General features: G+C 72.4%; 17 protein-coding genes and 1 pseudogene. 7 read left to right on the top strand and 11 right to left on the bottom strand.

The window, feature by feature from the left end:
* Positions 1 to 157: 157 nt before the first annotated feature.
* Positions 158 to 1507, top strand: a complete 1350-nt coding sequence (locus ACIHIX_RS37555; protein WP_399964356.1) for an MFS transporter — start codon at positions 158 to 160, stop codon at positions 1505 to 1507.
* A gap of 72 nt (positions 1508 to 1579) precedes the next feature.
* Here ACIHIX_RS37555 and ACIHIX_RS37550 read toward each other — a convergent pair whose 3' ends face one another.
* Complete coding sequence (locus tag ACIHIX_RS37550) at positions 1580 to 1990, bottom strand: VOC family protein (protein ID WP_399964354.1); 411 nt, start codon at positions 1988 to 1990, stop codon at positions 1580 to 1582.
* A gap of 405 nt (positions 1991 to 2395) precedes the next feature.
* Between ACIHIX_RS37550 and ACIHIX_RS37545 the strand changes: the two genes are divergently transcribed.
* Positions 2396 to 3589 carry an MFS transporter gene (locus ACIHIX_RS37545; RefSeq protein ID WP_399964352.1) on the top strand — a complete coding sequence of 398 codons (1194 nt, stop codon included), beginning with the start codon at positions 2396 to 2398 and terminating at the stop codon, positions 3587 to 3589.
* A gap of 23 nt (positions 3590 to 3612) precedes the next feature.
* Here ACIHIX_RS37545 and ACIHIX_RS37540 read toward each other — a convergent pair whose 3' ends face one another.
* A complete protein-coding gene (locus tag ACIHIX_RS37540) occupies positions 3613 to 4050 on the bottom strand; it encodes a PPOX class F420-dependent oxidoreductase (protein ID WP_399964350.1) in 438 nt (145 codons plus the stop codon).
* A gap of 75 nt (positions 4051 to 4125) precedes the next feature.
* Between ACIHIX_RS37540 and ACIHIX_RS37535 the strand changes: the two genes are divergently transcribed.
* The 3 genes from ACIHIX_RS37535 to ACIHIX_RS37525 all read left to right on the top strand — a co-directional run bounded on the left by ACIHIX_RS37535 (position 4126) and on the right by ACIHIX_RS37525 (position 7363).
* Positions 4126 to 4704 (top strand): TetR/AcrR family transcriptional regulator, encoded by a 579-nt coding sequence (locus ACIHIX_RS37535; protein ID WP_399964349.1) that lies wholly within the window; start codon positions 4126 to 4128, stop codon positions 4702 to 4704.
* A complete protein-coding gene (locus tag ACIHIX_RS37530) occupies positions 4701 to 6068 on the top strand; it encodes an MFS transporter (RefSeq protein WP_399964347.1) in 1368 nt (455 codons plus the stop codon). The genes ACIHIX_RS37535 and ACIHIX_RS37530 overlap by 4 nt, the downstream gene beginning before the upstream one ends.
* Before the next feature lie 65 nt (positions 6069 to 6133).
* On the top strand, positions 6134 to 7363 hold the full coding sequence (locus tag ACIHIX_RS37525) for a serine hydrolase domain-containing protein (RefSeq protein WP_399964345.1): 1230 nt from the start codon (positions 6134 to 6136) through the stop codon (positions 7361 to 7363).
* On the opposite strand, the gene ACIHIX_RS37520 is transcribed toward ACIHIX_RS37525, so the two are convergent.
* From ACIHIX_RS37520 to ribA, 4 genes are all read right to left on the bottom strand, one after another.
* Positions 7364 to 8518 carry a saccharopine dehydrogenase family protein gene (locus tag ACIHIX_RS37520; protein ID WP_399964343.1) on the bottom strand — a complete coding sequence of 385 codons (1155 nt, stop codon included), beginning with the start codon at positions 8516 to 8518 and terminating at the stop codon, positions 7364 to 7366.
* Positions 8511 to 9572, bottom strand: coding sequence for a saccharopine dehydrogenase (locus ACIHIX_RS37515; protein ID WP_399964340.1), 1062 nt, complete (start codon positions 9570 to 9572; stop codon positions 8511 to 8513). The genes ACIHIX_RS37520 and ACIHIX_RS37515 overlap by 8 nt, the downstream gene beginning before the upstream one ends.
* Positions 9569 to 10708, bottom strand: a complete 1140-nt coding sequence (locus ACIHIX_RS37510) for an NAD(P)/FAD-dependent oxidoreductase (RefSeq protein WP_399964613.1) — start codon at positions 10706 to 10708, stop codon at positions 9569 to 9571. The genes ACIHIX_RS37515 and ACIHIX_RS37510 overlap by 4 nt, the downstream gene beginning before the upstream one ends.
* A gap of 74 nt (positions 10709 to 10782) precedes the next feature.
* Positions 10783 to 11442, bottom strand: a complete 660-nt coding sequence (gene ribA, locus ACIHIX_RS37505; protein WP_399964338.1) for a GTP cyclohydrolase II — start codon at positions 11440 to 11442, stop codon at positions 10783 to 10785.
* 41 nt (positions 11443 to 11483) lie between these two features.
* Here ribA and ACIHIX_RS37500 point away from each other — a divergent pair, with 41 nt between their 5' ends.
* Complete coding sequence (locus ACIHIX_RS37500) at positions 11484 to 12272, top strand: creatininase family protein (protein ID WP_399964335.1); 789 nt, start codon at positions 11484 to 11486, stop codon at positions 12270 to 12272.
* A 32-nt stretch (positions 12273 to 12304) separates the two neighbouring features.
* Here the strand turns inward: ACIHIX_RS37500 and ACIHIX_RS37495 are convergent.
* The 5 genes and pseudogenes from ACIHIX_RS37495 to ACIHIX_RS37475 all read right to left on the bottom strand — a co-directional run.
* Positions 12305 to 13495, bottom strand: a pseudogene (locus ACIHIX_RS37495) (YbhN family protein); the annotation flags it as partial.
* Entirely contained in the window at positions 13492 to 14586 is a 1095-nt protein-coding gene (locus tag ACIHIX_RS37490) for a class I SAM-dependent methyltransferase (protein WP_399964333.1), read from the bottom strand. The pseudogene ACIHIX_RS37495 and the gene ACIHIX_RS37490, both read right to left, overlap by 4 nt.
* The gene (locus tag ACIHIX_RS37485; RefSeq protein WP_399964331.1) at positions 14583 to 15773 is read right to left on the bottom strand and encodes a glycosyltransferase family 4 protein; all 1191 of its coding nucleotides are present in this window, start codon (positions 15771 to 15773) and stop codon (positions 14583 to 14585) included. Before ACIHIX_RS37485 ends, ACIHIX_RS37490 begins: the two co-directional genes overlap by 4 nt.
* Entirely contained in the window at positions 15770 to 16168 is a 399-nt protein-coding gene (locus ACIHIX_RS37480) for a 6-carboxytetrahydropterin synthase (protein ID WP_079309409.1), read from the bottom strand. The genes ACIHIX_RS37485 and ACIHIX_RS37480 overlap by 4 nt, the downstream gene beginning before the upstream one ends.
* Positions 16169 to 16284: 116 nt before the next feature.
* Positions 16285 to 17268, bottom strand: a complete 984-nt coding sequence (locus ACIHIX_RS37475) for a dehydrogenase (protein ID WP_399964329.1) — start codon at positions 17266 to 17268, stop codon at positions 16285 to 16287.
* 107 nt (positions 17269 to 17375) lie between these two features.
* On the opposite strand from ACIHIX_RS37475, the gene ACIHIX_RS37470 reads away from it, so the two are divergent.
* Positions 17376 to 18134, top strand: coding sequence for a CDP-alcohol phosphatidyltransferase family protein (locus ACIHIX_RS37470; protein WP_399964327.1), 759 nt, complete (start codon positions 17376 to 17378; stop codon positions 18132 to 18134).

Raw genomic sequence — 18134 nt, 5'->3', positions numbered from 1 at the left:
GGACCCGACCTCTTGACAGCGGGGAAACGCGCGCGCAACATCCCTACCCACCGGGACTAACTATCCAGTGGGTTAATTAGCCGGGGTTCACGAGACCCGGCCCTCTCCCTCCCCGCCGCTCACTCCGCTTACGTTGGAGTCCCCCAAAGGAGCCGCCGTGTCCGTCCCCTCCCCCGCCACCGCGCCGCCCGGCCAGCCGAGGAAGGCCGCGACCGCCGCCTGGATCGGCAGCGCGCTGGAGTACTACGACTTCTTCATCTACGGGTCCGCCGCCGCGCTGATCTTCCCCAAGGTCTTCTTCGACGAGTCCGACCCGGCCACCGCGACCCTGCTGTCGCTGGCCACGTTCGGCGTCGCGTACGCCGCCCGCCCCGTCGGCGCGCTCTTCCTCGGCCACTTCGGCGACAAGCTCGGCCGCAAGAAGATCATGGTCTTCACGCTGATCCTGATGGGCCTGTCGACGTTCCTCATCGGCTGTCTGCCCACCCGCGCCCAGGTCGGCTCGCTCGCGCCGGTCCTGCTGGTGCTGTGCCGTGTCCTCCAGGGCATCTCGGCCGCAGGTGAGCAGGCCAGCGCCAACTCCATGACGCTGGAGCACGCGCCGCCGCACCGGCGCGGCTTCTTCACCAGCTTCACCCTCAGCGGCACCCAGGGCGGTCAGCTCCTGGCCACGCTGGCCTTCATCCCGATCGCCGCGCTGCCCGAGGACCAGCTGCTGTCCTGGGGCTGGCGGATCCCGTTCTTCCTGAGCATCGGCGTGGCGATCGTCGGTTACGTCATCCGCCGCAAGCTGGAGGAGACCCCGGCCTTCGAGCAGCAGACGGCGACCGAGGGCGTCGTCAAGATGCCGCTGGCGATCCTGCTGCGCCACCACTGGGCGGACGTCCTGCGGGTCGTCGCGGGTGCGCTCATCGCCTCGGTCTCGACGATCTTCACGGTCTGGGCGCTGGCGTACGCGACGAGCGACTCGGTCGGCATGAGCCGCTCCTCCATGCTGTGGGTGGGCGCGCTGGCCAACGTGGTCGCGCTGGCCGCGATCCCGCTGTGGGCCACGCTCTCGGACCGCGTCGGCCGCCGCCCCGTCTATCTGATCGGCGCGGTGGGCAGCGCGATCACGATGTTCCTCTACCTCTGGGCGATCTCCACGGGCAACTACCCGCTGATCCTGCTGCTCGGCATCATCGCCTTCGGTGTCGTCTACAGCGCCGCGAACGGGGTGTGGCCGTCGTTCTACGGCGAGATGTTCTCGACCCGTGTCCGACTGTCCGGCATGGCCATCGGTACGCAGATCGGCTTCGCCGTGGCCGGTTTCGCGGTGACCTTCGCCGCGCAGATCGCCGGCCCCGACGGCGACGACTGGTCCTCGGTGGCCCTGTTCACCGCGGCCCTGTGCGTCCCGCCGGTCATCGCCGCCCTGTCGGCCCGCGAGACCCACAAGGTCCCGACGGAACGGCTCGGCGAGCGCACGCCCCGGACGGCGGAGGAGCGGGCCACCGTGACGGCCTGATCCGCCCGCGGAACGCCGGGTCCCCGGACGCCACAAAGGCTCCGGGGACCCGGCGTTCGTGCGTGGGAACGCTCAGGCGTTGGACCAGGCGCGCTCGCACAGCACGAGCCGGTAGCCGTCCGGGTCCTCGATCGTGACGCCCCACTCGTTCCAGTAGGGGTTCGGTGAGGAGACCCGCTTGCCGCCGTGCTGTTCGAGCCGAGTGACCAGGTCCTCGGGGACGGGCCCGTCGACGTAGATCACCAGGAGGTCCTCCTCGGTGGGCCGTGGCGCGACCGGGCGGGCGGGTTCGTGGACGAGTTCCAGATGCCAGTCGGCGTCCGGCCAGCCGAGCATGAGCAGGTCGTGCTCGCCGGGTTCGGTACCGCCCTCGGCACGCCAGACGACGGCGAGGCCGAGCCCGCCCGCCCAGAAGCGCTCGGCCGCGGCGAGATCACGGGACGGGCGGGCGACACGGATGTGGCTGCGGCCGTTGACGGGCATCGTGACCTCTTTCTCCGCTGCGGTGGGACCATCGGCAGCCTAGGCACGGGAGGTGCGCCGGGCCATCGGTCGTCCGCCCTGCGCCCCGAGGAGTAGGACCTCTTCGGCGCCGCCCCGTTGACAGGGGACGCCCGCGGCAAGACCATCGGCCGGTACGAGCCGTGCGGAACACCGCTGACCAGGCCCTCTCCGCACTCCGTGGCGGAGCGGACGGCCCCCGTGCGTACCGGCCGATTTCAGGGGCGGCCGGTGCGCACGGTGCGGCGGTCGTCCATCGTGGCCCGGCCATCTCCCGCCGGTCGGCGTCCGCAGTGCTTCAACCCTGCCGGCCGGAGCCGGAGATGACTGGTCATCAGCTCGCTCGCCCTTGAACCTGACACCAGTGTCAAGGCGGACGCTCCCCGTATGACGACCACGACCACACCTCCCGAAACCGCCCGAACCCTTCCCCTCCCCGCCCTCCTCGCGCTCGCCACCGCCGTCTTCGTCACCAGCCTCACCGAGACCCTCCCGGCGGGCCTGCTGCCCGCGATGAGCGGGGATCTCGGGGTGAGCGAGTCGGCGGCCGGTCAGGCGGTGACCGTGTACGCGGTCGGCACGGCGCTCACCGCGATCCCGCTGTCCGCGGCGACAGCCACCTGGCGGCGCAAGCGGCTGCTGCTCGCGGCGATGGCGGGCTTCGCCGTGGCCAACACGGTCACGGCCGTCTCGGGGCACTACGCCCTCACCATGGCGGCCCGGTTCGTCGCCGGTGTGGCCGCCGGGCTCGCCTGGGCGCTGCTCGCCGGTTACGCGCGCCGGCTCGTGCCCGGCGCGCTCCAGGGCCGGGCGGTCGCCGTCGTGATGACCGGCGTACCGGTGGCGCTGTCGGTCGGGGTGCCCGCGGGCACGTATCTCGGCGGGGCGCTGGGCTGGCGGTGGGCGTTCGCGCTGATGACCGGCGTCGCCGTGCTGCTGCTGGGCTGGATCGCGCTGGGGGTGCCGGACCGGCCCGGCCAGGAGCGCGCCGGCCGGGTGCCCGTGGCGCGGGTGCTGTCGGTGCCCGGGGTGGTGCCGGTCCTGTTCGTCACGCTGGTCCTCGTGCTGGCGCACACGGTGCTGTACGCGTACATCGCCACGTTCCTCGACGAGTTCGGCCTCGGCGACTCGACCGACCTCGTGCTGCTGGTCTTCGGCGGTGCCTCGCTGCTGAGCATCTGGATCGTGGGCGCGTTCATCGACCGGCGGCTGCGGGCCCTGACGGTCGCGAGCACGGTGCTGGTGGGCGCGGCGGCGGCACTGCTGGCGGTGTTCGCCGACACCCCGGCCCTGGTGTACGTCGCCGCCGCGCTGTGGGGGCTCGGCTGGGGTGGTGCGCCCACCCTGTTGCAGACCGCGGTGGCCGAGGCGGGCGGCGCGCAGGCCGACGCCGCCCAGGCCATGCTCGTCACCCTGTGGAACGCGGCGATGGCGGGCGGCGGCGCGGTCGGCGGCCTCCTGCTCGGCCTGTTCGGCGCGACCGCGTTCCCGTGGAGCGTGCTGGCGCTGCTGGTGCCGGTGGTGGCCGTGGTGGTGGGGGCGCGCACGCACGGGTTCCCGGTCCCGCGGGCCAGGGCGTGACGGACCTCCCGTACCAGAGCCCGCTACCCGCGGTTTGCGCCCTCGGGGATGCCGTACGCCCGCTCCACCCTCAGCCGCAGCACCAGCCGTCGGTCGCGGACCATCGCGGCGCGGTAGTCCGCCCAGTCGGGGTGTTCGCCCTGGACGTCGCGGTAGAGGCGGATGAGCTCCTCCACGGTGTCGTCGTACGGGTCCTTGGCCACGGGCGTGAGTTCGGCCGTACCCTCGGCGACCGTGTAGGCCCGTCGGTCGGGGCTGGTGACGTGGTACGACGCCCGGGGATCGCGGCGCAGATTGCGGGTCTTGGCACGGTCGTCGGTGATCGAGACCCGGATGACGCCCTCGTCCGGGTAGTAGGCGTGGCTGACGTTGGACAGCTGGGGCCGGCCGTCCCGCTTGAGGGTGATCAGCACCCCGCCGTGTCCGGTGCCGAGCAACTGGAGCAGCGCGTTCTGAGTCATGAACGGATCAACCCCATCACCGGTCGCCCCCATTCCGGGTAGACAGTGTCTACATCCTCTTGGTAGACACTGTCCATGCATGAACCCGAGAGCGGGCTGCGAGCCCGGCTGGTCGATGTCGGAGTGGAGCTGGTGGCCCGGGAGGGCGCACAGGCCCTGACCCTGCGGGAGATCGCCCGTCGGGCAGGCGTCTCGCACGGGGCGCCGCGCCGGTATTTCCCGACCCACCTGGAGCTGCTGTCGGCCATCGCGCGCAGCGGCTTCGGTGAGCTCGCCGAGCGGGTGACCGCGGCCGTCGGTGACGGTACGGCGGGGCCGCGCGCCCAGCTGGCCGAACTCGCCCGCACCTACCTGGCGTTCGCGCTGGACAACCCCGGCATGTACGAGCTGATGTTCCGTCACGATCTGCTGGAGAGCGGCCATCTGGGCCTGCGGGACACCAGCCTGCCGCTCTTCGGGCGCCTGGTGGATCTGGTCGGCCGGATCCGCCCCGACGTGGACGCCCGGCTCGTCGCGGGAGCGTTGTGGGCGAACCTGCACGGGATCGCCCAGCTCTGGGGCTGGGGCAGCCTCCAACTGGCCACGGGCGCCACCGACTTCGCACCCCTGCTGCGGTCGGCCCTTGACGCGCACCTCGGTGAGGAGCGCGCGTGAGACCGGGTCTCGCGCTCGCGAGCAGCGTGGTCGGCGCCGTGATCGTCGCCCTCGACGGCACCGTCCTCACCATCGCCCAGCCCACCCTGCAACGGGACTTGGGGGCGTCCTTCGCGCAGGTCCAGTGGACCAGTACCGGCTATCTCATCGCCGTCGCCGGACTGTTGGTCTTCGCCGGGCGGCTCGGGGACCGGTACGGACACCGGCGGCTCTACGCGATCGGCATGCTCGGGTTCGGGGCGGCTTCGGCGGGCATCGGGCTGGCGCCCGGGATCGGGTGGGTGGTCGGACTGCGGGTCGTGCAGGGGGTGTTCGGGGCGCTCCTGCAACCGGCCACGCTCGGCATGCTGCGGGCCGCGTATCCGGCGGACCGGCTGCGGACGCCGATCGCGGTGCGGACCGCCGCCATCGGGGTGTCGGCCGCGGTGGGGCCGCTGGTGGGCGGGGTGCTGGTGGCCGGGCCCGGCTGGCGGGCGGTGTTCTTCCTCAACGTCGCACCGGCGCTGGTGTTCGGGCTTCTCGCGTTGGCCGGCCGGGAACCGGTGCGGGCGGCGGGGCCGCTCTCTGCGGACGGCCGGGAACCGGTGCGGGCGGTGCCGGTGCGGCTGGACGTTCCGGGTGCCCTGCTGCTGGCGGTGACTCTGGGGTGTCTGGTCCATGCGTTGGTGTCCCTGCGGTGGCTCGGGCTGGCCGCCTCCGTGGTCGCCGGTGCGGCCTTTCTGCGCCATGAACGCCGTACCACGAGCCCGCTGCTCCCGCGGGCCGTCGCCGGGCCGGCGCTCGGTGTCCTGGTCGCCGCGTCGGCCGCGTTGTCGGGCACCTTGTTCGTGAGCACGTACACCCTCCAGTACACGCTCGGCCTGGACCCGCTCCAAAGCGCCCTGCGGTGCCTGCCGTTGGCGGTGCTGATGGTGGGCGCGGCTCCGTTGTGCGCGGTCCTGCTGCGCCGGGTGGGGGCCCGGCGTACGGCGGTGACCGCGATGGCGGTCCTCGCGGTGGGGGTGCTGACGCTGGACAGAGCCACCGGCACGTTCGCGCTGTGCGCCGGATTCGCCCTGCTGGGCGCCGGGTTCGGCACCGTGATGGTGGCCGCCACCCATGTCGTCGTACGGCACAGTCCCGTCGAGGCGGCCGGGGTGGCGGGCGGGCTCCAGCAGACGGCGATGAACGTCGGGCCGGTGCTGGGGGTGGCCGTCGCGACCCTGCTGATGGGGCGGGGGGCGTTGGTGGTGCTCGCCGTCGTGGCGGTGGCCGGGGCGGTGGCGAGCGCGGTGCTGCCGGGCCGTCCGGAGTCCGCCGGATCCGCCACATCCGCCGATCATGGCCGGGCGCAGGGACGTTCGCGGGTTGCTGAGCGACGATGAGGTCTGAGGTCGCTGCGGCTGGGTATGCCGGATCGCACCTCGACGAACGTATTCGGAGGAGAGCGATGGCACAGCTGCGGCAAGAGGTGGACCCGGGCGAGGTCGGGCTGGACGCGAAGGCGCTGGACCGCCTCGACCAGCACGTCGCCCACTACGTCGACGAGGGGCGGCTGCCCGGCTTCCTCGTGGCCGTCGCCCGCGGCGGCCGGGTCGCGCACCTCACCGCGCACGGCCGGCGCGACCTGGCGGCCGGGCTGCCCGTCACGCCCGACACCCTGTGGCGGATCTACTCCATGACCAAGCCCGTCACCTCGGTCGCCGCGCTGCTCCTGGTGGAGGAGGAGAAGCTGTCGCTGGACGACCCGGTGGCCCGGTATGTGCCCGCCTTCGCCGACCTGCGGGTCTACGACAGTGGCTCCGGCGCCGACGTCAGGACCCGCCCAGCCGCCGGGCCCGTACTGGTCCGGCATCTGATGACCCACACCGCAGGACTGACCTTCGCCTCGTACCGCTGCCATCCGGTCGACGCCCTCTACCGCGAGGCCGACCTGGAGTCGTCCGTGGTGCCGGGTTCGACGCTCGCCGAGACGGTCGACGTGTACGCGAGCCTGCCGCTCCAGTTCGAGCCGGGCACGCAGTGGAACTACTCGGTCGCCCCCAATGTGCTGGGCCGGGTCATCGAGGTGGTGTCCGGGCAGCCGCTGGACGCGTTCTTCGCCGAGCGGATCTTCCGCCCGCTCGGGATGCCCGACGCCGGATTCCGCGTGAACGACGAACAGGCGGGCAGACTGGCCGAGTTGTACGGGGACACCGAGGACGGCGGCATCGCGCCGATCGCCGGTCTGCCGCTGTTCGGGCGTCCCCGGTTCCTGTCCGGCAGCGGCGGCATGGTGGCCTCCGCGTACGACTACCACCGGTTCATGGAGCTGCTGCGGCGGCGCGGCGAACTCGACGGCGTGCGGCTGCTGTCCCCCGGCACCGTGGACCTGATGACCTCGAACCAGCTGCCGGGCGGCGTCGATCTGCGCGCCTTCGGCAGCCGTCCCGCCCATGACGAGCCCGGCAACGACGGGCTCGGCTTCGGCCTCGGTGTCTCCGTGGTGATCGACCCGGAGCGCACGAAGGCCCCGACGAGCCTCGGCATGTTCGGCTGGAGCGGGGTCGCGACGACGACGTTCTGGGTCGACCCGCGCCGTGATCTGACGGTGCAGTTCATGACGCAGGTCCGGCCCAAGGGCTCGCACACGCTCTACCCCGAGCTGAAGCGGCTGGTGCACGAGGCCGTGACGGACTGATCAGGAGTCCACCCGCAGGGTGAAGTCCATTCCCTCCAGGGCGAGTTCACGCAGCCACTCCTCCGACCGCGTCGCCGTCTCGGCGGCGCGGTTCAGGCCGGACGGCAGGGAGCCGTCCAGGATGTGGCGGACGCCGAGGGCGAGCGTGCGGGAGACACAGCGGGCCATCGCGCTCTCCTCCGCGTCCCCCGTCAGGTCGAGCAGATAGCTGCCCGACCACGCCTGCCCCGCCGGACCGGCCACGTCCAGCGACACGGCGAGGACGACCCGGTCCCGGTCGGCGTCCGTCGTGGGATAGGTGGTCGCCAACTCCTGCGCCAGGGCGGCGATCCGGGCGTCGTCCCCCGCCTTGAGCTCCTCGAACACGGCACCCCAGGCCTCCAGCCAGCCCTCCAGTCGCAGGGTGCCCCGCACGAAGGTCTGCGGTTTCCAGGCGGACGGCAGGCCGTACTGCTCGACGAACGGCACGCTGTCCCGGTTCGGATAGACCTCGAAGGTCTCCCCGTCGACGAGGTGCGGCCGGGTCGCCTCCCAGGGCCGCGCGGCGGTGGTCTCGGCGCCGTCCCGGATGTAACGGGCGGGCGAGCGCAGGGCGTTGAGGACACCGAGGGGCGCCCAGCTGAAGCGGTACCTGAAGTCGTTCGGCACCGCGGGGATGCCGCCGCAGTACGAGGTGAGGCGGTACGAGGCCGCCGTGCCGTCACCGATCGCCTCCCGGCCGCGGGCGACGAGGCTGTGCGCGAAGAGGTGGTCGATGCCCGGGTCGAGGCCCGCCTCGGTGAGGACGACGAGCCCGGCCTCGGCAGCCGCGGGGACCTGTTCGAGGACGGCCTCGGACACATAGCTGGAGCAGGCGAAGTGGGCGCGCGAGGCGACGCAGACCGCGAGGATCCCGGCGTGTTCGGGGGCGGGCAGCATCGACACGACGACGTCCCCGGGCGCCAGGGCCGCCGTCAGCCTGTCCAGGGTGTAGGCGCGGGGCTCGGCGCGACCGGCGAGGCCCAGCCGGTCGAGGGCCTCGGACGCGCGTTCCTCCGTGCGATGCCAGACACGCACCCGGCCGGCGCTCTCGCACAGCTCTGCCAGTCCGCCGCCCGTGGACAGGCCGGTGCCGATCCAGTGGACGGTGCCGCTCGCGGGAACCTGGTCAGTCATGCGGCAACTCCCCTTCTGCGATGCCGTGTTCCCGGCATGCCTGATGGAACCGGTCCAGAGCGCGCCCCCAGGTGCCGGCGGTCCCGAAGTCGAGGAGCAGGGGCAGCAGCGAGGCGGAGAAGTCCTCGCTGGACTCCTTCGGCAGCAGTGACGGCAGGTTGTCGATGGCGATCAGGTCGAGCGGGGGTTCTTTGCGCAGCCGTCGTACCGGGTCGGTCCACTCGGTGGTGCGGTCGTAGACCGGCAGGACGTTGAGCGGCGAGCCGACGTCGCAGGTGACGTCGGAGAGGGTGCGCAGCCGACGGGCGGGGCCGTCCAGGTCCTCCTCACGGAGGAAGGGCGGGATCGGGGTGGTGGCGAGGACGCAGTTCACCATCAGGTCATGGGCGAGGAGGGCCGGGCGGTCCAGGTCCCGGGTCTCGTCCAGGTCCCAGGCGGTGGGCTCGACGCCGGCCGCTCGGAGGGCCACGCGGGCGCCGCGTCCGCTGCGGCCGAGGGCGCCGATCACCAGCGCGGTGAAGTCCGGGTCCCCGGCGGCGGGCCGGAGGGTCTCGTCCAGCTCCTCCTTGGAGGTGGGTGTCAGCGGCGCGGCGAGGCGGCCCCGGTGCTGGAGCACGGCGAGGGCGGCGCCCAGGTATCCGGCCCAGTACCCGAAGGCGGCGAGACGGCGCCCGCTGTCGTCGACCAGGTACTCCAGGTCGAGGAGCTCTCCTCCCCCGGCGGCGAACCGGCGCAGCAGCTCCGCGGCTCCCGGCTGCCCCTTGTAGGCGTGGCCGAAGAAGATGTGCCGGTGCGCCAACCGGCCCGGGGCGTCCGGGAGTTCCTTGAGACCCAGGATCACGGCCGCCGTCGGCGCCGACTCCCACGACCCCGCGGGCGCGACCCGGGCGCCGACCGCCTCGTACTCCTCGACCGGGAAGATCCGCTGCGGGGACTCCTCGACGCTCAGGGTCACCCCGCTCTCGACGAGCCGCCGGGCGTCGGAGGGCACGATGGGGGTGCGTCGCTCGGTGGGACGGACCTCGTGGCGCAGCCACAGATGGAGTTCGGTCATACGCGGTTGGCCTCCGGGCGCGGGGCGTCGGCCGCGAACCGGCCGGCGTTCAACGGGCTGACGTCCACGAAGGGTACGCGGCCCAGGACCAGGTCACGGACCACCTCGCCGACGGCCGGGCCCTGGAGGAAACCATGGCCGGAGAAGCCGGTGGCGTACAGGAAACGAGAGACCGAAGTGGCCTCGCCGATCAGCGCGTTGTGGTCCGGGGTGACCTCGTACAGGCCCGCCCAGCCGCCGGTGCGGCGCAGGTCCAGGAGGGCGGGGGCGCGGTGTTCCATGGCGGCGGCCAACCGGGGGATCCAGCGGTCGTGGGTGTCGGTGGCGAAGCCGGGGCGTTCGTCGGGGTCGGACATGCCGAGAAGGAGACCGGGGCCCTCGCGGTGGAAGTAGAGGGTGGTGCTGAAGTCGATCGTCATGGGCAGGCCAGGCGGCAGGCCGGGGACCGGCTCGGTGACGGCGATCTGGCGGCGCAGCGGCTCCACGGGCAGCTCCACGCCGGCCATCCGGCCGACGGCCCGCGACCAGGGTCCGGCCGCGCAGATCACCGTGTCGGTGGCGATCCGGCCGAGCGTGGTGGACACGGCGGTGATCCGGTCGCCGTGGAGTTCGATGCCGGTGACCTCGGCGCGGCGCAGGACGCGGGCGCCGAGGGCGCGGGCCGCGGAGGCGTAGCCGTGGACCACGGCCTCGGGCGTGCAGTGGCCGTCGTCGGGCGAGTAGGCGGCGGCGAGGAGGCCCTCGGTGCGGATCAGCGGGGAGAGCTTGCGGGCTTCCTTCGGGGTGAGCATGCGGCTGGGCACGCCGAGCGCGTTCTGCAGCCGTACGCCCGCCTCGAAGGAGGCGACGTCCTCGGGGGTCGACAGCAGGAACAGATAGCCGACGCGGTGCAGCCCGATGTCGTACCCGATCTCCTCCCGGAACCGGCCGAACGCGGCCAGGCTGCGCGCCCCGAGTTGCACGTTGAGCTCGTCGGAGAACTGGGCCCGCACCCCGCCCGCCGCCTTCGAGGTGGAACCGGAGGCCAGTTCGTCGCGTTCGACGAGTACGACGTCGCGGACACCGGCGGCGGCGAGGTGGTAGGCGATGCTCGTGCCCATCACTCCGCCGCCGATCACGACGGCTTGTGCCTGCATCCTCACGGGCGATCCTCCCAGGGGTGACGGGATCGGTCGGTCCCCTCTTCCTGTCCGGACGCAGGTCCCCGTAATCAGGACAGGTGGGCCACCGCGTCCAGATGCGGAAGATGGTGGTCCAGGCGCTCCCGCTTGGTGCGCAGGTAGGTGATGTTGCTCTCGCACGGCTGGATCAGCAGCGGCACCGTCTCGGTGACCTCGATGCCGTGCCGTATCAGCGCCTCGCGCTTGTCGGGGTTGTTGGACATCAGGCGGACGCTGTTCACGCCGAGGTCGTGCAGCATGCCGGCGGCGACGCCGTAGTCGCGGGCGTCCACCGGCAGGCCGAGCGCGAGGTTGGCCTCGACGGTGTCCAGGCCCTCCGCCTGGAGGGCCATGGCGCGCAGCTTGGCGAGCAGTCCGATACCGCGGCCCTCGTGGCCCCTCAAGTAGACGACGATGCCGCTGCCTTCGGCGACGACGGCCCGCATGGCCGAGTCGAGCTGCTCGCCGCACTCGCAGTGCCGGGAGCCGAAGGCGTCACCGGTGAGGCACTCGGAGTGCAGCCGCACGAGTACGTCGTCGGTGCCGATCTCGCCGTGGACGAGAGCCACTTGTTCGTCGCCGCGGTCGTGGTCGAGATAGCCGACCGCCCGGAATTGCCCGTACACGGTGGGCAGCGGGGCATTCACTATGCGTTCCACGCCGGTGCGCTGCGGGGACTTCTTGCCGAGGACGCCAATGTTGTCTGTCATGATTCTCGAGTTCCTAAGCAGAGACGAAAGGCCGTGAAAGAATGAGTGATTCGAGGGCGCGGTCGGCGGCATACGGTCCGTTGCCGGCGGACACCACGGAAGACGTACGGACGCGGGGCGCGAATGTCTCACGACAGGTGGCGGTACTGCCCGTGGGGAGCTTCGAACAGCACGGCGCGTACCTGCCGTTGGCGACCGACACCCTCGTCGCCTGTGCCATCGCCCGGGAGATCGCCGCGGCATACCCGGTGCACCTCCTTCCGCCGGTGACGATCTCCTGCTCGCACGAGCACGCGGCCTGGGCGGGGACCGTCAGCATCTCCTCGGTGACCCTTCACTCGGTGATAGGGGACATAGCGGCTTCGCTCCGCCGTTCGGGGGTGGAGGCCCTCGTCGTGGTCAACGGGCACGGCGGAAACTACGTACTGGGCAACGTCGTTCAGGAATCCTCCTCCCGCGGCGAGCACATGGCACTGTTCCCGGCCGCGGAGGACTGGGAGTCGGCGCGCGAGCGGGCGGGGGTGGTCACGTCGCTGCTCACCGACATGCACGCGGGGGAAATCGAGACCTCCATCCTTCTGCACGCTCATCCCGAATTCGTCCGACCCGGCTATGAGACCTCCGATTTCGTCGCGGACGACCGTCGTCATCTGCTCACCCTCGGTATGTCCGCCTATACCGATTCGGGTGTCATCGGCCGTCCCTCGCTGGGTTCGGCGGAAAAGGGCAAAACGCTGCTGGAGAGCCTGGCGGATTCGTTCGGGCCGTATTTCTCGCTGCTCACCTCCGACGACGATTCCGTGGGCTCGGGTGACTCCGTGCGCGGGTAACGGGCGAGCAGGACGAACACCCCCGGCAGGCTGGCCACGAGGCTGAGTACCCCGTACACCACGGCGACGGCCAGCCCGCTGCTCGCCCCGAGGCCGGCCGCGCCGAACGCCCAGGCGGTGACGCCCTCGCGCGGCCCCCAGCCGCCCACGTTGAGCGGCAGGCCCATGGCGACCAGGGCCAGCACGGCGATCGGCAGCAGCGCGGCGACGGAGGCGGCCGACCCGGCGACGCGGGCGGCCAGCACGAACATCCCGACATGCCCGGCGAGAACGACGAGGGACGACAGCGCGACCCCGGGTCCGTTCCGGCGCGAGAGCAGCCCTGCACGGACCTCGTTCAGCGCCCGGCCGCACCGCGCCGGCGCCCGGTTCATCCGCAGGGCGAGGGCGACGGCCAGCGCGCCCACCAGGGCGAACAGCAGCACCGGCGCGAGATCACGGGCCTGGTTCAGCACCGGCGACGGCATGGTCAGCAGCACCCCTGCGCCGACCACCGCCAACGCGAGCTGCCCGGCGACCCGTTCGAGGACGACGGCCCGCACACAGCGTCCGAGGTCCCGGGTGCTCTGCCCGTGCCGCACCGCGCGGTGGACGTCGCCGAGCACACCGCCGGGGAGCGCCGCGTTGAGGAACAGGGCGCGGTAGTAGGAGGCGACGGCGGGCCCGAGCGGCAGCCGGATGTTCAGGCCACGAGCCACCAACTGCCAGCGCCAGGCACTGAACACGGTCGTGACGACCCCGATCCCGAGCGCGGCGACCAGCGATCCGCCGTCGATCCGCCGCAGCCCGTCCAGGAACACGCCGGTACCGAGCCGCCACAGCAGCACGGCGAGGATCAGGACACCGACGGCACTGCCCACGTGGGTGCGTACGGCGGGGGACTTGAGGCGGGCGAGGGCGGTACGCCACCGGGGGGTGGCGGTTTCGGGGCTGGGGGCTGCTTCCGGGCGGGCGGCGGCGACGATCACGCCGATACGGGAGCCGGAGACGGCGACGTCCGGTGGAGGGACGGCCTTGACGGGCGGGACGAGGGCGAGGCCGGCGGTGCGGGGGGCGGTGCCGGTGGGAACGGCAGCGCCCGCCGGCCGGGGATCGACCTCGGCAGAAACGTCCCTTCCCGGTACCTCGACCGGCGCGGCGGATACCCGGGCCCCGGTCCCTCGGTTCTTCCGCTCGCCCGACGGCCTGCGCACCACATACGCCCGTACCGTCTCCACGCTCATGCCGCCCCGCCCGTCGGCCGGGACAGCGCCAGCAGGTCGGTGTGGTGGACGAGGACGGTCAACTCGCCCGCCTCGCAGGCCTCCAGCCGGTCGCGGAGATAGCGGTCGGCCGACTCCTTCAGCTCCGGGCGCTGCTCCACGGCCGCGCCCACCCAGCCGCGCAGCCACTGCGCGGTGAGCGCGGCCTCGGCGGGGCCGAGCCGCCAGGGGCTCGGGTTCAGCCGTACCGTCGCGCCGCGTTCGGAGAAGGCCTCGCAGGCCGCGGTGACCGAGTCCGGGCCGAGGAGGCCGGAGCGTCGCTGGTGCGCGTTGAACGCCTCCATGATCTCCGTGTCCATCGGATGCGACGGGGTGAGCTCTACGCGCCCGGCCACCGACAGGGTGAGCAGCGCCGGGCAGCCGGCCCCGGTGCAGGCCTCGGCGAGGGTGTCGATCTCCTCGCGGGTGAGGACGTCGAGGAGCGCGGAGGCGGTCACCAGGGAGGCGCCGGAGAGGGCGTCCGGGGTGAGCCGGGCGACGTCGCCGCGGCGGGTCTCGACGGTGACCCGGCTGCCGTCGGCGGCGACGCGCGGGGAGGCGACGGCGGCGAAGTGCAGGAGGTAGGGGTCGCGGTCGTGCAGGATCCAGTGCTGGGGTCCGTCGAGGAGCGGGGCGAGCCAGCGGCCCATGGAGCCGGTGCCGCAGCCCAGGTCGTGGATGACCAGACCGGCCTTGCCGGGCAGGTTCGCCAGCCGGATCCGCAGCGGGTCGAGCAGATCGTGGGCCCGCGCGGAGGCGTCGGCCGGCTCGCGCAGCTCCAGCCACTCGGGGGCGTACCGAGGCTGCTCCCCGGGTCCGTCCTCACGCAGCCGCACGGTGGGGCGCTCTCCGGGACGGACGGCGGCGGGGCCCGCGCCGGGGATGACGGAGTCGACGGCGGGGTCCGCGCCGGGGATCACGGAGTCCTCGACCGGCTCCGTCATCAGGGACTCCTCGATGCTTGCGTCGGCCGACGGTAGCGGGGACGCGTCCGCGCCGCCGCCCGTCGCGTCCCGCGGGCCCGGCTGGGCCGGGATCCTGCCGGCACGTTCCGTGGTAGCCGTCTTCCTCATGCCGCCCTCCTGGGTTCGTTCGGCAGTCGGCCCAGTACTCCGGCCAGGCTGCGGGCCGTGGTCGCCCAGCCGTCCAGGGCGGCCCGTCGGCCCCGGGCAGCCGCCTTCAGCCGACGTCGTACGTCCGCCTCGTTGAACCAGCCGCGCAGTTCGGCTGCGAGGGCGGCGGGGTCCTCCGGCGGGACGAGGATGCCGGGCACTCCCCCGTCGGGGGCGCGTCCGACCGCCTCGGGCAGACCGCCGACATCGGTCGCGAGGACCGGGATGCCGCGGGCGAGGGCCTCGGTGACCGCCATGCCGTAGGTCTCGGCGTAGGAGGTGAGGACCATCAGGTCGGCTGCGGCGTAGCTGGCGTCGAGCTGGGCGCCGGCCTGCGGTCCGGCCAGTTCCAGCCGGTGTTCCAGGCCGTACTTCGCGATCAGGGACCGGAGTTGGCCGACGTACTCGGGGTCCTGGGCGAGGCCGCCGACGCAGACGCAGCTCCAGGGCAGGTCCCGTACCGTCGCCAGCGCCTCGATCAGCCGGTGCTGGCCCTTGCGGGGCGTGACCGCGGCGACGCACAACAGGCGTGAGACGCCGTCGGTTCCGGAGGCGAGCGGGGCGATGTCGGCGCCGGGGGCGGCGACATGGACGCGCTCCGGGGCCAGACCATGGTGGGAGACGAGGCGGCGGACCGCCCAGTCGCTGGTGGCGATGACCGCGGGCACAGCCCGCAGTACCGCGCGCTCCTTGGCGTCCAACTCGGCGGCCACCAGGGGCTCCAGGCCGGTCTCGTCGCCGAGCGGAAGGTGGACGAGGACGGCGAGCCGCAGGCGTTCCGCCTCGGGGACGACGATCTCGGGGACCCCGCAGGCGACGATGCCGTCCAGCAGGACGACCGTGCCGTCCGCGAACTCCCTCAGCGTGCGGGCGAGTTCGGCGCGGGCCGCGGCACCGGGGCGGGGCCACTCGCCGTCCACGGCGTGCTTGTGGACCTGCCAGCCGAAGCCGGGCAGATCGAGACTCACCCGCCGGTCATAGGCGTTGCCGCCGCTGGGGGTCGCCGGGTCGTCGACACCGCCCGGCAGGACGAAGTGCACGGAGCGCAGGGACATGGGGATGATGTCGGCGTTCTTGAGGGCGGAGTGCTGGACGGGCACGTAACCGAGCGACGGTGTCGGGGTCTTCTCCAGGGTCACGTCGGTCACAGCGCACGCTCGTAACTCGCCCACGCGACATGCGACTCGTGGAGCGTGACGCCGATGGCGGCGATGCCCCGGGCCCCCTCGCCGAGCGCGCCCTTCTCGATGCGCTCGGCGAGCCGGTCGGCGATGACCTTGGCCAGGAACTCCGTCGAGGTGTTGATCCCCGCGAAGTCGGGCTCGTTGTCGAGGTTTCTGTAGTTCAGCTCGGCGACCACGGCGCCGAGCTCCTGGGTGGCCAGTCCGATGTCGACGACGATGTTGTCGTCGTCCAGCTGTTCCCGGCGGAAGGTGGCGTCCACGAGGAACGTCGCTCCGTGCAGGCGCTGCGCGGGTCCGAAGACCTCGCCGCGGAAGCTGTGGGCGATCATGATGTGATCGCGGACGGTGACACTGAACAACGGACGACCCTCCAGGTGCGGCGCGTCTGAGCCCCTCGGCCTGATCGCCGCCGGGATGCCGTGTAGTACGGCTCCTCGCTTCCCCGTGTTCAGCCCCCTCTCACTCTTTTCTCAGGTCAGGCGCTCTTGTCGTAGCTGATGCGGTGACAAAGGGCCGGAATCTCCCCCGCCGCGAGTCTCGGCATCACAGCCGGCAACTCCTCGAACACGCTTTCCCCCGTGATGAGCGCGTCGAGTGACGGGTCGGCGAGCAGTTCGAGGGCGAGAGCGAGCCGGTCGGCGTAGGTGCGGGTGGCGCGGCGGGCCGGGGAGACGGTGCCGACCTGGCTGGAGCGGATGACGAGGCGACGGGAGTGGAAGGCCTCGCCGAGCGGGAGGCTGACCGGCCGGTCGCCGTACCAGCTCAGTTCGAGGACGGTGCCCTCGGCGGTGAGGAGTTCCAGTGCGCGGGTCAGGCCCTGTTCGGTGGCGCTGGCGTGCACGACGAGGTCGCACTCGCCGAGCGCGTCCGGCGGCAGCGCGAAGTCGACGCCGAGCGCCTCGGCGGTCTTGGCCCGGGCCGGGTCGGCGTCGACCAACTGGACCCTGACGCCGGGGAAGCGGGCGAGCAGCGCGGCCACCGAGCAGCCGATCATCCCGCCGCCGACGACCGCGATCCGGTCCCCCAACAGGGGCGCCGCGTCCCACAGGGCGTTGACGGCGGTCTCCACGGTGCCGGCCAGGATCGCTCGTTCGGCGGGCACGGAGTCCGGTACGACGGTGACGGCGGCGGCCGGGACGACGTACCGCGTCTGGTGCGGATAGAGGCAGAAGACGGTGCGCCCCACCAGCTCGGCCGGGCCCTCCTCCACCTCCCCGACACTGAGGTAGCCGTACTTCACGGGGGCGGGGAACTCACCCTCCTGGAAGGGTGCGCGCATGGCCGCGTGCTGGCTGGCGGGGACGCCGCCGCGGAAGACGAGGGTCTCGGTGCCGCGGCTGACGCCGGACCACAGGGCGCGTACCAGCACCTCGTCCTCGGCGGGGGCCGGAAGGGTGACCTCCCGTATCTCGCCGTCACCGGGGCTGTTGAGCCAGAACGCCCTTGCGGTGCGGTTCATCGGCATCCTCCTGAACGATCGGGAAGCAGTTCACGTACCGAGGTGTGCACAGGTCGCGCACAGTACGCGGCGTTGATCGACTCTGTCACACGGCCGGAGGATGTTCGGTGGCCCTGAACAACACGTACGAAGCAAGGCTGGTCCAGCAGGAGACCGCTGTCGGAGCGGGTGTCCAGATCCTGTTGCTGGCTCTGCTCGGCACCGCGATCGGCATGGGTCCCGCGGGCTGGCTGACCGGCCTCGCCTTCGCCGTGGCCACCTGGGCGGTGCTCTCCCGGGCCCTGCACCGCACCCAGCCCCGCTCCTTCGGCCCCGCCAACCGGGTGACCCTCGGCCGCTCCATCCTGGTGGGCGGGGTCACCGCCCTGGTCGCCGACTCCTTCCAGAGCTCCCCGCCGGTCACGCTGTTCGTCGGTCTCACCGCGGTGGCGCTGATCCTGGACGGCGTGGACGGCAAGGTGGCCCGCCGTACCGGCACGTCCACGCCGCTCGGCGCGCGCTTCGACATGGAGGTCGACGCGTTCCTGATCCTGGTGCTCAGTGTCCACGTCTCGATGTCCCTGGGCCCGTGGGTCCTTCTCATCGGCGCCATGCGCTACGCCTTCGTGGCCGCCGCCCGCGTCTGGACCTGGCTCAACGCCCCGCTCCCGCCGAGCACCGCCCGCAAGACGGTCGCCGCGCTCCAGGGTGTGTTCCTGCTCCTCGCCGCGTCGGGTCTGCTGTCGTACGCCCTGGAGTTCGCGGTCGTCGCGACGGCTTTGGGGACGCTGGTGTGGTCGTTCGGACGGGATGTGCTGTGGCTGTACCGGACCTCGCGGGTCGAGGCGGTCCTGATGGAGGACGTGCGCGAGCTCGTCGCCGGATGA

The sequence above is a fragment of the Streptomyces sp. NPDC051913 genome, assembly GCF_044593635.1.
GTDB lineage: Bacteria > Actinomycetota > Actinomycetes > Streptomycetales > Streptomycetaceae > Streptomyces.
This window is presented reverse-complemented; position numbering and strand designations above follow the sequence as displayed.